This window comes from Falsirhodobacter xinxiangensis (assembly GCF_004959935.1).
Taxonomy (GTDB): domain Bacteria; phylum Pseudomonadota; class Alphaproteobacteria; order Rhodobacterales; family Rhodobacteraceae; genus Falsirhodobacter; species Falsirhodobacter xinxiangensis.
In genome coordinates this window covers 17345-32240 of record NZ_SMYN01000014.1, presented here as the reverse complement: position 1 = coordinate 32240, position 14896 = coordinate 17345, and the positions used below count along the sequence as shown (strand labels likewise).

General features: G+C 65.0%; 10 protein-coding genes and 1 pseudogene. 6 read left to right on the top strand and 5 right to left on the bottom strand.

The genetic code is table 11. From position 1 onward, the window contains the following. The first annotated feature begins 12 nt into the window (after positions 1-12). Genes nirB through E2K76_RS14915 form a run of 3 tightly spaced genes read left to right on the top strand, consistent with a single transcriptional unit; the run spans position 13 to position 5359 of the window. Complete coding sequence (nirB, locus tag E2K76_RS14925) at positions 13-2448, top strand: nitrite reductase large subunit NirB (RefSeq protein ID WP_136685154.1); 2436 nt, start codon at positions 13-15, stop codon at positions 2446-2448. Next, positions 2445-2780: a nitrite reductase small subunit NirD gene (gene nirD / locus E2K76_RS14920; protein WP_136685153.1), complete on the top strand. Its 336-nt coding sequence runs from the start codon at positions 2445-2447 to the stop codon at positions 2778-2780. Before nirB ends, nirD begins: the two co-directional genes overlap by 4 nt. Then, positions 2777-5359 carry a nitrate reductase gene (locus E2K76_RS14915; RefSeq protein ID WP_136685152.1) on the top strand — a complete coding sequence of 861 codons (2583 nt, stop codon included), beginning with the start codon at positions 2777-2779 and terminating at the stop codon, positions 5357-5359. Before nirD ends, E2K76_RS14915 begins: the two co-directional genes overlap by 4 nt. A gap of 388 nt (positions 5360-5747) precedes the next feature. On the opposite strand, the gene E2K76_RS14910 is transcribed toward E2K76_RS14915, so the two are convergent. Beyond that, positions 5748-6272, bottom strand: coding sequence for a hypothetical protein (locus E2K76_RS14910; RefSeq protein ID WP_136685151.1), 525 nt, complete (start codon positions 6270-6272; stop codon positions 5748-5750). A gap of 25 nt (positions 6273-6297) precedes the next feature. Between E2K76_RS14910 and E2K76_RS14905 the strand changes: the two genes are divergently transcribed. From E2K76_RS14905 to E2K76_RS20865, 3 genes and pseudogenes are all read left to right on the top strand, one after another. Continuing rightward, entirely contained in the window at positions 6298-6819 is a 522-nt protein-coding gene (locus tag E2K76_RS14905; RefSeq protein ID WP_220432258.1) for an ABC transporter permease subunit, read from the top strand. Further along, entirely contained in the window at positions 6804-7622 is an 819-nt protein-coding gene (locus tag E2K76_RS14900; protein WP_246032978.1) for an amino acid ABC transporter permease, read from the top strand. Before E2K76_RS14905 ends, E2K76_RS14900 begins: the two co-directional genes overlap by 16 nt. A 247-nt stretch (positions 7623-7869) precedes the next feature. Beyond that, positions 7870-8471 (top strand): annotated as a pseudogene (locus E2K76_RS20865) (IS5/IS1182 family transposase); the annotation flags it as partial. 155 nt (positions 8472-8626) lie between these two features. Here the strand turns inward: E2K76_RS20865 and E2K76_RS14895 are convergent. From E2K76_RS14895 to E2K76_RS14880, 4 genes are read right to left on the bottom strand one after another with little or no spacing between them, the layout of a single operon-like run. After that, complete coding sequence (locus E2K76_RS14895; protein ID WP_136685150.1) at positions 8627-10915, bottom strand: penicillin acylase family protein; 2289 nt, start codon at positions 10913-10915, stop codon at positions 8627-8629. Then, entirely contained in the window at positions 10915-12048 is a 1134-nt protein-coding gene (locus E2K76_RS14890; protein ID WP_136685149.1) for a M20/M25/M40 family metallo-hydrolase, read from the bottom strand. The genes E2K76_RS14895 and E2K76_RS14890 overlap by 1 nt, the downstream gene beginning before the upstream one ends. Next, positions 12048-13226 (bottom strand): M20 aminoacylase family protein, encoded by a 1179-nt coding sequence (locus tag E2K76_RS14885; RefSeq protein WP_136685148.1) that lies wholly within the window; start codon positions 13224-13226, stop codon positions 12048-12050. The genes E2K76_RS14890 and E2K76_RS14885 overlap by 1 nt, the downstream gene beginning before the upstream one ends. 10 nt (positions 13227-13236) lie before the next feature. Then, positions 13237-14895: an ABC transporter ATP-binding protein gene (locus E2K76_RS14880; RefSeq protein WP_136685147.1), complete on the bottom strand. Its 1659-nt coding sequence runs from the start codon at positions 14893-14895 to the stop codon at positions 13237-13239. Between the last annotated feature and the right edge of the window lies 1 nt (position 14896).

The window sequence follows — 14896 nt, the reverse complement described above, 5'->3', positions numbered from 1 at the left end:
CAAGGAAACCCCATGACCCAGCGACTTGTCATCATCGGAGCCGGAATGGCCTCGGGCCGCATGATCGAACACCTGCTCGATTACGCACCCGACGCCTGGCACATCACCCTGTTCAACGCGGAGCCGCGCGGCAACTACAACCGCCTGATGCTGTCTCCCGTCCTCTCGGGCGAAAAGACGTATGAGGAGATCGTCACCCATGACGACGCTTTCTATGCCGACCGCCGGATCGACTGCCGCTTCGGCGAATCCGTCACCCGCATCGACCGCGAGGCGAAGCTGGTCCATTCGGCGAACGGCGCGACCCCTTACGACAAGCTGGTGATCGCCACCGGCTCGGCCCCGTTCATCATCCCGGTGGCCGGCAAGGATCTGGCGGGCGTCGTCAGCTATCGCGATCTGGAGGATACGAACGCGATGATCGCGGCATCGCGCCCCGGTGCAAAGGCGGTCGTCATCGGCGGCGGCCTTCTGGGGCTGGAGGCGGCGGCAGGCATGGCCGCGCGCGGCGCGGATGTGACGGTGATCCACCTGATGGGCCACCTGATGGAGCGCCAGCTAGACCCCGCCGCCGGATACCTTCTGCAGAAGGATCTGGAACGGCGCGGCATCCGCGTCCATTGCAAGGGCGCGACCAAGGCGATCCTTGGCACGGACAAGGTCGAGGCCGTGCTGCTGGAGGACGGCACCGTCTATGGTGCCGACCTTGTCTGCATGGCCGTCGGCATCCGCCCCGAGACGCGTCTTGCCACCGACGCGCATCTGGAGGTGAACCGCGGCGTCGTGGTGGACGCGCAGATGACGACATCCGACCCGTCGATCTTTGCCCTTGGCGAATGCGTGGAATTCGACCGCCAGCTTTTCGGCCTCGTCGCGCCGCTGTATGATCAAGCCAAGGTTCTGGCGGCGGTGCTGAATGACGGCGTCGCGGCCTTCTGCCCCGTCCAGACGGCGACCAAGCTGAAGGTCACCGGCTGCGATCTGTTCAGCGCCGGCGACTTCGCTGATGGTCCCGATCGCGAGGAGATCGTGTTCCGCGACCCCTCGCGCGGGATCTACAAGCGGCTGGTGATCGAGGATGACCGTCTGATCGGCGCGGTGATGTATGGCGACACTGCCGACGGCAACTGGTTCTTCCAGCAGATCAAGGACGGCACCGACATCTCGGAAAACCGCGAGACGTTGATCTTCGGCCCTGCATTCCAGGGGGGTGTCCAATCGGACCCTCTTGCAGCCGTTGCAGCATTGCCGCCTGAGGCGGAGATTTGCGGCTGCAACGGCATATGCAAAGGGCAGATCGTCGAGGCGATCAACGGCGGTGCCACCGATCTGGGCAAGGTGCGCGCCTGCACCAAGGCCAGCGCCTCCTGCGGCACCTGCACGGGGCTGGTCGAACAGGTTCTGGCGCTGACGCTGGGCGATGCCTTCGCCAAGCCCGCAGCGCAATCCATCTGCGCCTGCACCGACCTGACACATGAGGAGGTCCGCCGTCTGATCAAAGGGCAGGAACTGAAATCCATGCCCGCCGTCATGCAGGAGCTGGGCTGGAAGACGTCCTGTGGCTGCCCCACCTGCCGTCCCGCGCTGAACTTCTATCTGCTGGCCGACTGGCCGCTGGATTATCAGGACGACCGCCAAAGCCGCTTCGTGAACGAACGCCTGCACGCCAATATCCAGAAAGACGGCACGTTCAGCGTGGTTCCCCGCATGTGGGGCGGCGTGACCAACGCCGCCGAGTTGCGCGCGATTGCCGATGCCGCCGACAAATACGACGTGCCGATGGTCAAGGTCACAGGCGGGCAGCGCATCGACCTTCTGGGCGTAAAGAAGGAAGACTTGCCGTCCATGTGGGCCGATCTGAACGCGGCGGGGCTGGTGTCGGGCCACGCCTATTCCAAAGGTCTGCGGACGGTGAAGACCTGCGTCGGCTCCGAATTCTGCCGCTTCGGCACGCAGGATTCGACGGGGCTGGGGATCAAGCTGGAAAAACGCCTTTGGGGTTCGTGGACACCGCACAAGGTCAAGCTGGGCGTTTCCGGCTGTCCACGCAACTGCGCCGAGGCGACCTGCAAGGACGTCGGCATCGTCTGCGTGGACTCGGGCTATCAGATCGGCGTCGGCGGCGCCGCTGGGATGGACCTGAAGGAAACCGAACGCCTTGTCGCCGTGGAAACCGAGGCCGAGGCCATCGAGATCACCGTCGCCTTCGTCCAGCTTTACCGCGAGAACGGCAAGTATCTGGACCGCCCCTATAAATGGCTGAAGAAGGTCGGCCTCGACTGGGTGCGCGATCAGGTGACGGACCCCGAAATCCGCGCGGCGCTGATCGAGCGGTTCGATCTGTCGCAACGGGTCTATCAAAAAGACCCCTGGGCCGAACGCGCCGCCCCCGAGGAGGCCCGCCGTTTCCACCCCGTCGCCACCCTTTCGCAAGAGGCCGCAGAATGACGCTCTGGATCGACATTGCCGCGCTGGACGACATCCCCCCGCGCGGCGCCCGCACCATCCGCACGCCCGAAGGCTGCGTCGCCGTGTTCCGCACCTTCGACGATCGCGTCTTTGCGCTGGATGACCGCTGTCCGCACAAGGGCGGGCCGCTGTCGGACGGGATCGTGCATGGCCACGCCGTGACCTGCCCCTTGCACGCATGGGTGTTCGATCTGGAAACCGGATTGGCCCAAGGTGCGGACGAAGGCTCGGTCGCCACATACCCTGCGCGGGTGGACGGGGGCCGGGTGCTGATCGACGCGGAACGGCTGACCCGGCGGCGCGTGGCATGATCCGGTCCACATGCCCCTATTGCGGGGTCGGCTGCGGGGTGCTGCTGTCGCCCGCGGGCGACGGTCTTGTCGTGCGCGGCGATCCCGACCATCCGGCAAACCATGGGCGGCTGTGTTCCAAAGGCACGGCATTGGGCGAGACGGTGGGCCGCGCGGGGCGTCTGACGCAACCGATGATCCACGGCGCGCCCTCGGACTGGGAAACGGCGCTGGACCTGATCGCCACGCGCTTCCGTAACACCATCGCCAAGCACGGGCCGGATTCCGTCGCGCTGTATCTGTCGGGCCAGATGCTGACCGAGGATTACTATGTCGCCAACAAGCTGATGAAAGGGTTCATCGGCAGTGCGAACGTGGATACGAATTCGCGGCTGTGCATGGCCTCGACCGTGGCGGGGCATGTGCGCGCCTTCGGCACCGACACCGTCCCCGGCACTTACGAGGATCTGGACAGCGCCGATCTGGTGGTGCTTGTCGGCTCGAACCTTGCATGGTGCCACCCGATCCTGTGGCAGCGGATCGAGGCCGCCCGCGCGGCCCGTGGCACCAAGGTCGTCGTGATCGACCCCCGCCGATCCGTCACCGCCGATGCTGCCGATCTGCACCTGCCCATCGCCCTCGGCGCGGATGTGGCGTTGTTCAATCGCCTGCTGGTCGAAATCGCGGATCGCGGGCTGGTCACGGGCAATGCGAATGGCATGGAGGATGCCATCGCCGCCGCCCGCGCCGATACGGGCGACACCTGCATCGCGCCCGCCGATCTGGCGCGGTTCCTCGATCTGTGGTGCGGGACCGAGCGCGTCGTCACCGTGTTCTCGCAAGGGGTGAACCAATCCACCTCGGGCACCGACAAGGTGAACGCGATCCTGAACTGCCACATCGCCACGAACCGCATCGGGCGGATCGGGATGGGCCCGTTCAGCGTGACCGGCCAGCCCAACGCCATGGGCGGGCGCGAGGTCGGCGGTCTTGCCAACCAGCTTGCCTGCCATCTGGCGCTGGAAAACCCCGATCACCGCGCTGCGGTCGCGGGCTTCTGGAACGCCCCGCGCATGGCCGAAAAGGCCGGGCTGAAGGCCGTCGATCTGTTCCGCGCCGTGGGCGACGGGCGCGTCAAGGCGCTGTGGATCATCCACACCAACCCCGCCGTTACCCTGCCCGAGGCCGACGCCGTCCGCGCCGCCATCGCCGGATGCGATTTCGTCGCCGTCAGCGACATCACCGGCGCCACCGACACCGCGCGGCTGGCCCATGTCCTGCTGCCCGCCGCCGCTTGGGCCGAGAAATCCGGAACCGTCACCAATTCCGACCGCACCATCAGCCGCCAGCGCGCGGTTCTTTCTGCCTACGGCCAGTCGCGCCCCGATTGGTGGATGCTGGCCGAGGTCGCAAAACGCATGGGCTTCCAGGGCTTCGACTGGACAGGCCCCGCCGCGATCTTTCGCGAACACGCCGCGTTGTCGGGCATTGCGGCGCGGGACTTCGACATCTCGGGCAAGGCCGAAGTCACAGACGCAGAATACGACGCGATGCCGCCCTTTCGGTGGCCGTTCACCGCCACCCGCCAAGGGGGTCGTTTCTTTGCCGATGGGCGCTATTTCACCCCTGACGGCAGGGCGCGGATGGTCCCCGTCACCAGCCGCGTCCCTGCCGCGGCCCTGACGCCCGAACGTCCGTTCCGCCTGAACACCGGCCGCATACGCGACCAATGGCACACCATGACCCGCACAAGCCGCGCGCCGCGTCTGAACCGCCATCTGGGGGAACCTTTCGTCGAGGTCCATCCTGCGGATGCACTCCGCCTTGGCCTGCCGGCATTCTCTTTGGCAAGGGTCGCATCGCGGTGCGGAAGCGCGATCCTGCGCGTGATCGTCACCGACCGCTCCAGGCCCGGCCAGATCTTCGCCCCGATGCACTGGACGGGCGAAACCGCCCCCTCGGGCCAGATCGACGCCGTCATCGCAGCCAACACCGATCCGCTGTCCGGTCAGCCAGAATCGAAGTCCGCGGCCGTTTCGCTGGCCCACTGGCCTGCGCGCTGGTTCGCCTTTGCGGCCTCGGCCGAACCTCTCAAACCCGACTGCGCCTATTGGGCAAGCCGCACCACCGAAACCGGCCATGTCGCCGAATTGGCCGCATTGAAGGCTCCCGAGGACATCGATGGTTTTGCTCGGGACCTGTTCGGCCTGCCGCAGGCCGACATCGTCCGCGTCGAGGACGCCGCCCGCAATCTTGTGTCCTTGTGCTTCGTCCAGTCGGGCAGGGTTGCGGCGCTCCTGTTCTCGGGGAACACGCCGATTTCCCTGAACCGCGATGCGATCGCGGCGCGTATTGGAACGCCGGCCCAAGCAACGTCGCTCGCCCCGAAAGCAGGTGCGGATCAATTGGCCAACGGACCGGTGGTCTGCGCGTGCACGGGAGTCGGTCGGGATACGATTTGTCGAGCGATCAGCGCGGGCGCCTGCGATGTCGCACAGATCGGCAGGGCGACGGGCGCGGGCACGAACTGCGGTGCCTGTCGGCCAGAGATTTCCGCGCTGCTGATGATGTTGGACAGCAGTGATGTCGCCGCCCAATGAGTTATCGCACAAAGGTGCGCAAACAGGATGCTCCGTAGATCGGACAGGCTTTGTGTCTGAGCGCAGGGCCAGTAAACCGCTCCGGGTTTGCCGAAGGCCGATTAGGGTCAGTTACGCGGCCACGGCGTCAGTTTCCAGAGTTGCATAGAAGTTCGCCTCTGCCTCGGCTGCAATCACCGCGATGGCCGATTGGTGCAACGACGAGGTGCCCTACCCTTTCGACACCGGCGCGGGCAGCATCGTCTCGCTTCCAGGCAATGCCGAGCTTTCTGACCGCGAGATCATCCATCTGCGTTAGAACCGGCAGGAGGAATACGGAAGCGCCTTCGGCGCGAAGCTGCGGAGACCGGAACGGGCCGCCTATCGGTGCTGAAAGTATCCCCTTGGATCATGGGACCACCCTTCCGCATGGCGCTGTTCGGACGGGTTTGGACGGGCTGAGCGAGGGCTTCGCCACCATCCCGCAGATCGTCGCGGCGACTCGGGAGCTGTGAAGGGCCGCAGATGACACGACCAGCGGCGGCATCGTGCTGCTTGCCCTGACGGTGTCCTGATGGAGCAGCTGGACGCAACGATCCTTGTCGCGGCCATTCCGGCCATCGCCGCCGATTTCGGGGTGGAGCCGCCGCGGGTCAACCTTGCCGTCTCTCTCTATCTGGTGACGCTGGGCGCGACGATCCCCGCCAGCAGTTGGCTGGCCGACCATTTCGGCGCCACGCGCTTGTTCCTCTGGGCGATCGTCGAAATCCTTCTGAACTCGGTCGGGGCGGGCATGTCCATGCGCGTCGTCAGCCATGAGATGCGCTTTGCCCGCGACGCCGCCGACCGCATCGCTTTCATGGAGGCGGGCGAGGTTCATCGAATACGACATTCCCGCTGCAATCATGGCCAAGGGACCGGAAAGCTGCGCCAAGCAATTCCTGACGCAGGGGCATTGAATGGACATCTCGCGTCTTCTCGATGTCTTCTTCAACCTTTCGGTCGCAGTGGATTACTTTCCCACGTTGCTGAGGGGCGCGTGGATCACTGTCTTACTGGCTTTCGTCGTGGTCGTCTCCGGGCTGGCGGCAGGCCTCGCGCGGGCATTGATCCGGCTGGCCTCGCCGCGCTGGATCGTGGAGATACTGCGCCTTTGGGTAGGCTGCATACGGGCGCTGCCGCCGTTGGCCCTGCTGTTGCTGAGGTATTTCGGACTACCCAGCCTTGGCGCGAACCTTTCTGCAACATGGGTGCTGGGGTTGGTACCGACTGCGATCCTCGCCGCTTTTGCTGAAGATATTTTTGGAGCGGGCATCACCGCGATCCCCAAGGGCCCGGCAGAAGCGTCGCGTTCCACCGGCATGACCCAAGCCCAGACCCTGCATTACGTCATCCTGCCTCAAGCGATTGACCAACCGCGCGATAGGGATCACCAGAAACACCGCTCTCGGGGACCGCCATCGGCATGCCCGAACTGCTGAACGAGGCGCAGACCGCACAAGCATTTTCCGGCAACGCAACGCCGCTGATCATCGCGGCGATCGGATACATGATCATCTTCATTCCGCTGACGACGCTGGCGAGCCGCATCGAACGCCGCATGGCCTTGGGGGCGCAAGGCATGAGCACGCTTATCGATCAGGTCTTCAGCATCGACATCATGATGGAGGCCTTGCCGTTCCTGCTGAAAGGCTTCCTGATTACGGTCCTGCCGACGTCCGTGCTTAATCCTTTGGGGATCGCGACGGGGTTGGGCCTCGCGCTTGCGCCGGGCGCTCGGAACGGGTTCGTCCGCGCTGCGGTGCGGACATGGGTCCACACAATCCGCGCTCTGCCGCCCTTGGTTCTGATCATCGTGATCTATTCGGCGCTGCCATTTCTTGGCATCCGGTTGCCTGCATTTCCATGCGTGATCGTGGCCTTGGCGCTAAACAATTCGGCCTACTACTGTGAAATCCTGCGGGCGGAGATTGGCGCGGTGCCGAAAGGGCAGATGGAAGCGGCGCGGTCCATGGGCCTGACGGAAGCTGGTGCCTTGCGTCATGTGGTCCTGCCGCAAGCTTTCCGGATCGTGCTGCCCGACCGAGCTTCCAACATGATCGAGGTGGTAAAGGGCACGTCACTTGCCTCGATCATCGCCGTTGCGGAATTGCTTTACATGGCAGGCGTTGCACGTTCCGTAACGTTCAACACATCGCCGATCACGCTGGCCGCGCTGCTTTACTTGGTGATCCTGCTTCCGGCTGTTCGTCTTTCCGGCAGGTTGGCGAGGCCGGTGGCATAAGTTTCGCCAACTTTGAGGCCTGTCACCGGCACTTTCACTGACGACTTCAAGCGTGACGCAATGGCGCAGATGACGGAACGGGGCTCCGCAGCGAAGGAGGCTCGGTGCGGGCACGCACTCCCTCCTTGATTGGAAGCTCAAGTTCGCGAAGGCGGTGGCGGGCGACAGGGAGAAGGATGCCGAAATCCGGCGGCTGAAGCCTGAACTGCGCCGGGTGCCGGCCTGCGCCACCGCGGCCCGCTCTCGATTTGCCCCGGCGCTGGTTTCGAACGCTGTGAAGGCCGGAAAGCGTGGTCATCCGGAGACGTTCTCGGAGCGCCCGATCCAGACCTGTCTTGACGTTGGAACGATGAGGGGCGCTCGGTGGACTGTTTTCACCCCTGAACGGGCGAAGCTCCGGGACGGTTCGGCTACGGATGCGACAAACGGTTGGATTGGTCGCCTGCCTGATCGAGATGGCAGGGTTGGACTGGCCGGTTCCGGACTATCCCAGCCGACAGGGCGACAGCCCGTCGCAAGCGGAACTCCTGGCGCAAATCCCTGAGGATGGAAAGATCGGTTCGATTACGGCTGACTGTGCCTACGACACGATGCACTGTCATAACCCATTCATCGATCAGGGAGCCGAAGCACGCAAACCCATCCGTCGGAACGGCGCCTGGAAAGAGGACGGCCCGGCCGCCCGCGTCTGCAAAGCCATATTGCACGAGACGCGACGCCTTGGCGCGCGCCGACTGGAAGCATTCGGTCGGCCACCATGTCCGAAGCCGCGTCGAGGCGCGGATGAACTGCCTCAACGGATCGACAGATCGCAGAAATCCAGATCCGCATCGTCAGTATGAAGAGATACAACGCTCCCGACAGCAATCACGTGTGATTTTCGTGCCCGTCCGCAACGAACTCCGAGCGACGATGCCGCCCTAAACCGGGCAGAGGTCAGTCATGCTACTAATGGCGGGACTAAGCGGATGGTTGAAATATTGTGCATGTCTTCCATGACCGCCTTAGGGAACGAGGTGTAGGCGCGCACTGGCGGCCGCCTCCACCGCCGCCTCCGTGTAAAGAAGGGGATGATACCGCCCATAAGTCCAGTCGTCCTGAAGATCGCTGTAATGCCCACTCTCGGGATCGCCCGACTGTCCCGGCGTGTTGACGAAACGGCTGGCATCCCAATCGCCCACATCGATCAGCATCCGCACCGACGGTCCCATCAGGACGCTGAAATCGTCCGCCCGATATCCCGCGTAATTCAGGCTGGAGGAGGAACCACCGCGCATGATTGGTGCGCAGGACCATTCCTTTGGGGCGATTCTGTGCAGCGGATGGCGCAAGGTCAGGCGGTGGATTTCCCCCCAGAACCATTTCGCCGGATCACCACCCATAAGGGCAACGCAATCGGTCCATGCCGCATCGAGCGTTGCCGCCAGCGAGGGAAGGGAATGCCCGTCGAGCCAGTCCATCAACGACGCCGGATCGAAAGGCCCGAGCAGGGCGATCGCATCGCCGCTGGCCCCCGCCGCGGTGGCGATCGCCTGCCCCAGATGACGCGAAAGCAGGACTTCCAGATAGGCGGCAGCGGCACTTTCAACGGCAAGCACGCCGTCGAAGTCGGACACCAACGCAGCGACGCGCGCGGGCGCTGGCTGCGCGCCAATCCACGCGGCAAGCCGACGCGCCACATCAGAGTGGCAGCTCAGTTGCAGGGCCGCACAATCGTCCAAAGTGACAGAGGCATTTGCAGCCAATGCGTCATTCAGGAAATCGTGACGGCTACGGTCGAGCCACTCGTATCCGGGGATCGGTCCGGTCCACTCGCTGGGCAGGTTCATGGCATTCGCAGTCGCGATGAAGCCGCGCGGGGGATCAATCTCCAATGGGCCGTGGGTCGGGTCATGCAGGCCAAGCCATTCGTGCGATCCATCCCCTGGCACCGGAAGCAGCCCGTCCCCTTCTACGCGCTGCGGCCATGCGCCAGAGGGCTTCCACACGATCGTCCCGCCTGCATCGGCGTAGATATGATTGACCGAAGGGCACCCCCACCCTCTCAACGCCTCGATATAGGCATCCTTCGTCGTCGCGCGCATCACGGACAGGCTGGCCATGTAGGGTGCGGTGCCCGGCCCAGTCCAGACCGTGCGCAAGGCAAAGGCGAAGCCATCCTGTTGGTGAACCAATGGGCCATGGCAGGTAAATCGCAGCGTGATCTGCTGATCCGGATGACCCCTGACGGGCACGGATTCTTGCAGCACCTCCATGCGATGCCACGCATCCTTGTGGAAATAAAGGTCGGGGTCGGTCGGATCGGTGCGATAGCAGCACAGATCCTCCTGATCGTGTCCGAAGATCGTCAGGCCGAAAGCGGCCGTGCCGTTATGGCCCATGGAGATGCCGGGCACCATCGGCTCTCCCGCGCCGATCACGTCAAGACCCGGCATGGTCAGATGCACGATATAGCGCACCGAGGGCAGCGTATGGGTCCGATGCGGATCGAGGCAGAGGATCGGACGCCCCGATTGCGTGCGCGATCCGGAGATCGCCCAGTTGTTGGACCCCTCGCCCGATGCGACGCGGTCGATCTCGCCAAATGGGGTCGGCTCGGTCCACAGGCTTGCGTCCTTCAGGGGAGCGGCCAGCCGTTCGGGCGTGAAGCTGACCGGGCTGACGCCCAGCAGGAAGTCCCGCAGCACCCGGTCGGAGAAGATCGACAGATCCAGTCCTTCGGGGATGTCCGGGACGACCACCGGCGACAGCTGCTTGCGCAGAATGTCCAACGCGGCGCCTTTCTCCGCTCCGGCCAGCGCCATGACGCGGGCGCGCAGCACTTCCGACGTGACATTTCGTGTCAGGGAGTGGCTGCGGATGCGCACTACATCCTCTGCCTGCCATGGCGAGGGGGAGCAGCCCAAAAGGGCGAATTCCGGCGGCATCTCCGCTCGTCCGGCCAGCACCTCGCCCACATATGCGTTGATCCCTGCCACGAATGCGGCGCATATCTCCCGCGCGTCGGGAGCATACGCGGCCCACTCGGCCTCCATATCACCGCGATAGAGCAGCAAGCGCGAGGCCCGGTCCTGCTCCAGATAGCCCGGCCCGAAATCCCCCGCCAACAACCCAAGGCCGCGCTTGCGGGCGACATCGATCTGCCAAAGCCGGTCGCGCGCCGCATTCCATCCTTGGGCAAAGAACAGATCGTCTCTGTTCTCCGCGCGTATATGGGCGATGCCCCACGGATCGATGCGAATCTGAACCGGTGCGTGCAGCCCCTCCAGGCGGTGCGTCGCCTCGGCTGTCATCAGGTCAGCTCAAGAAACAGGCCGGCGTGGAAACGCGCCCGCTGAGGCAGGCTTTCCTCGAAGATGTGCTCGCCCAATGTATGCAGCCCCGCACCGCGCACCCCGGTGGAATCGAGCGTGGGGATACCAAGCGCGCCGGTGAAGTTACCGTCCGACCCGCCGCCCGACGGGTGATGCGACAGGGCAAATCCGCAGCGCTGCGCGATGTCCGCCGCCCGGTCGAACAGAGCCAGATCCTGCGGTTGACCGGGGCTCCAGACCGGGCGGGTCACGCCCCGCGTCACGATCAGCTCGACGCCGCCGTCGCTGCCCGAAAGCTCCAGCATCGCCGCGATGCCACCTTCCAGATCGGCATCGGTCTTCGCCATCGACAGCACCTCCGCAAGGCAGGAGGAGGACACGCAGTTCACCCACTGGCCCGCATGGATGACGCCGACGGAAAAGGTGCAATCCTCGGTCGTCATCGCCTCGATCTTCGGGATGGCGCGGGCCATCCTCGCGATGGCCGACCGGCCCTCCTTCAACGCCCAACCGGCATGGGACGGCACGCCGCGCGTCTCGAGGTTGAACCGCGCAATGGCATAGCGACCGATGACGCAGGCCTCGTCCTCCAGCGCGGGTTCCGGCACGATGACGTAGCGGTTCAGAAGCGCCTCCTGCTCGATCAGATCGCGGGTGGCAGGGGTGCCGATCTCCTCGTCCGGCGTCAGAAGGAAGGTCACCGGCAAGTTGGTGCGCCCGCCCGCCCGCATGATCTGGCGCATGGCCTCCAGCGCGGCGAAGTTGCCGCCCTTCATGTCCTGGATGCCGGGGCCGTAGATCTTGCCGTCCTCGCGCCGCCACGGGTTCGCATTCAGCGTGCCGACCGGGTGCACCGTGTCCAGATGCCCCGAGACGAGGATGCCCGGCTTGCCCTGATCGGGATGAGGAAAGCGCGCGCGCAGGGACGGCCCGCACCCCATCCGCCCCGGTATCACCTCCACCGTCGCGCCTGCCGCCGCTGCGTCATAGGCGACGACGTCCACCATCCGCGCCACGGCGGCAGCATCGAAGGTTGGGCTTTCGGTTTCGATCCACGGGCGCAGACGGCGGATCATGTCCTCGGTATCGAAGGGGATATCGGCGAAGGTCATCAGGCGGCAGTCCTTTCAAGCGGCATGCGGCGCTCGACCAGCCGTGCATAGATGGAGGCGCCGATGGGCAGCACCTCGGGGTCGAGCGTGAAGGCGGGGTTGTGCAGCGCGGCTTGCCCGCCATGCATGACGTTGATGTAGGCGCCGGGAATCGCGGCGGCCATGTCGGCGAAATCCTCGGACCCCATGAACTGCGGGCCTTCGCCATCCACGTTCTCTGCGCCCAGAACGTCGGCGGCGGCGGCGATATAGGCGTCCGACAGGTCGGCATCGTTGACCAGCACGTCGAAGACGTTGCGAATGTCCACGTCGATGGCGATGCCGTGTCCGGCGGCAAGCCCCGCGCAAAGCGCACGCATCCGCTCTGCCACCAGATCCATGACCGCCTGATCGAAATAGCGCACCGTGCCGGTGATCACGGCAGTTTCGGGAATGATGTTGTAGGCCGACCCCGTGTGGAACTGGGTACAGGACAGAACGCAGGCTTTGACGGGATCGACGTTGCGCGACACGATCGTCTGAAGCTGGCCCACCAGGTCCGCCCCGATCACCAGCGCGTCCTTGGACCGGTCCGGCTGCGCCGCATGGCTGCCTTTGCCATTGATGGTGATGTCGAAAAAGGACGCACCGGCCATCATCGGCCCCTTGCGGATGCGGGCCTGCCCGATCTGCGACAGGGGCTGATTGTGCATGCCGTAAACCTCGTCGACGGGAAACCGCTCGAACAGCCCCTCGGCGATCATGCGGCGCGCGCCGCCCAGACCCTCCTCGGCGGGCTGGAAGATGAAGACCGCGGTGCCGTCGAAGTCCCGCGTCGCCGCAAGGTATTGCGCGGCGGACAGCAGCATCGTGGTATGCCCGTCATGCCCGCAGGCATGCATCGTGTTCGCCGTCCGCGAGGCATAGCCGAGGCCCGTCACCTCCTGGATCGGCAGCGCATCCATGTCGGCGCGTAACCCGATGCGGCGGTTCCCCTGCCCCTTGCCCCGCAGGATGCCAACCACGCCGGTTCCGCCGATCCCGGCATGAACCTCGTCGAAGCCCCAGTCGCGCAGATGCCCTTCGACGATGGCGGAGGTGCGCGTTTCCTCGAAGCCGATCTCGGGGTTGGCGTGCAGATCCTCGAACACGGCGCGCATCTGCGGCGCCTTTTCCGCGATGAAGTCAATCAGTCCCATTCCACCCTCCTCAGGCGACCAGCGGCTTGCGCGCTGCGAAATCCCAGAAACGTCCCGGTGCGGCGGCGATCAGCGCGCGCGTGTATTCGTGCTGCGGATCGTGCAGGACTCGCCCCGCCGGACCCTGCTCCACCACCGCGCCGCGCTGCATCACCAGCACATCGTCGCAAATCTGCGCCGCGACGCGCAGATCGTGGGTGATGAAGACGATGGCGATGCCGGTCTGACGCTGCAATTCGTCCAGCAGGTCCAGCACCTGCGCCTGCACCGAGACGTCGAGCGCGGACACCGCTTCGTCCGCGACCAGCACGTCGGGGCGCAGCATCACGGCGCGGGCGATGGCGATGCGTTGGCGCTGCCCGCCCGAGAATTGATGCGGATAGCGGCGCAGCGCATCCTCGGGCAAGGAGATAACCCCCAGAAGCCGCTTCGCCTCTGCAATCGCCTCGGCATACGGCACGCCGTAGTTCAGCGGGCCCTCGGTCAGCGATTGCGCAATGGTCCAGCGCGGATTGAGCGAGCGGTAGGGGTCCTGAAACACCACCTGCAGCTTGCGGCGGCGGGGTTTCATCTGCGAAGACGACAGGTGTGCGATGTCGTCGCCGTCCAGCAGGATCTGCCCCTCGGTCGGCTCGATCAGGCGCATGATGGACCGGGCGACGGTGGTTTTTCCGGACCCGCTTTCGCCGACGATGCCGAGCGTCCGTCCGGGTTTCAGATCGAAGCCGACATCGTAGGAGGCCCGCACCTCGGATTTGCGTCCTAACAGCGAGCCGCTGCGATACGTCTTGCCCAAACCCTTGGCGACCAGCACCGGCGCCGCCACGGCGTCAGGGCGGGACACACGCGGGACAAGGCTGGGAACAGCGGACAGCAGGGCCTGCGCATAGTCGTGCCGGGGCTGTTCCAGCACCTGCCGTATCGTTCCGGTCTCAAGGATTTCGCCATGCCGCATGACGCAGACACGGTCGGCGATTTCCGCCACGACGCCCATGTCATGCGTGATGAACAGGACCGCCGTGCCGTGCCGCGCCTGAAGTTCGGCGATCAGCGACAGGATCTGCTTTTGCGTCGTCACGTCCAGCGCGGTCGTCGGCTCGTCGGCGATCAGCAGCGACGGCTCGAGGATCAGCGCCATCGCGATCATGATGCGCTGGCGCTGCCCGCCTGAAAGCTGGTGCGGATAGCTTTCGAATATCCGCTCCACGTCGGGCAGATGCACCTGCTTCATGATGTCGATCACGCGGGCGCGCTTCTCGGCGGCGCCAAGGCTCGTGTGCAGATCGAGCACCTCGGTGATCTGTGCGCCGACCTTCATCACCGGGTTCAGCGCCGTCATCGGCTCCTGAAAGATCATGGCGAGATCCTTCGCCCGCCGCTGCTTCATCTGCCCCGGCGAAAGCGCCAGAAGATCCTGCCCGTTCAGCCGGATCTGCCCCGAGATCACCGCCAGCGCATCCTTGGGCAGCAACCCCATCGTCGACAGCGAAGTAACGGACTTGCCCGAGCCGGATTCGCCCACGAGGCATACCGTCTCGCCCCGCCGGATGTCGAAGCTGACGCCCTTCAGAACCGGCGGCAGGCCCGCGCGTCCGGCGATGCCGACCACCAGATCGCGGATTTCCAGCACGGTGGGCGCGGCGGAAAAATCGTTGTCGCGGAGTTTCATG

What these genes read in the sequence shown, in the direction of transcription:
- nirB (WP_136685154.1), top strand. Translation starts at nt 13, where the DNA reads ATGACCCAGCGACTTGTCATCATCGGAGCCGGAATGGCCTCGGGCCGC.
- nirD (WP_136685153.1), top strand. Translation starts at nt 2,445, where the DNA reads ATGACGCTCTGGATCGACATTGCCGCGCTGGACGACATCCCCCCGCGC.
- E2K76_RS14915 (WP_136685152.1), top strand. Translation starts at nt 2,777, where the DNA reads ATGATCCGGTCCACATGCCCCTATTGCGGGGTCGGCTGCGGGGTGCTG.
- E2K76_RS14905 (WP_220432258.1), top strand. Translation starts at nt 6,298, where the DNA reads ATGGACATCTCGCGTCTTCTCGATGTCTTCTTCAACCTTTCGGTCGCA.
- E2K76_RS14900 (WP_246032978.1), top strand. Translation starts at nt 6,804, where the DNA reads ATGCCCGAACTGCTGAACGAGGCGCAGACCGCACAAGCATTTTCCGGC.
- E2K76_RS14895 (WP_136685150.1), bottom strand. Translation starts at nt 10,915, where the DNA reads ATGACAGCCGAGGCGACGCACCGCCTGGAGGGGCTGCACGCACCGGTT.
- E2K76_RS14890 (WP_136685149.1), bottom strand. Translation starts at nt 12,048, where the DNA reads ATGACCTTCGCCGATATCCCCTTCGATACCGAGGACATGATCCGCCGT.
- E2K76_RS14885 (WP_136685148.1), bottom strand. Translation starts at nt 13,226, where the DNA reads ATGGGACTGATTGACTTCATCGCGGAAAAGGCGCCGCAGATGCGCGCC.
- E2K76_RS14880 (WP_136685147.1), bottom strand. Translation starts at nt 14,895, where the DNA reads ATGAAACTCCGCGACAACGATTTTTCCGCCGCGCCCACCGTGCTGGAA.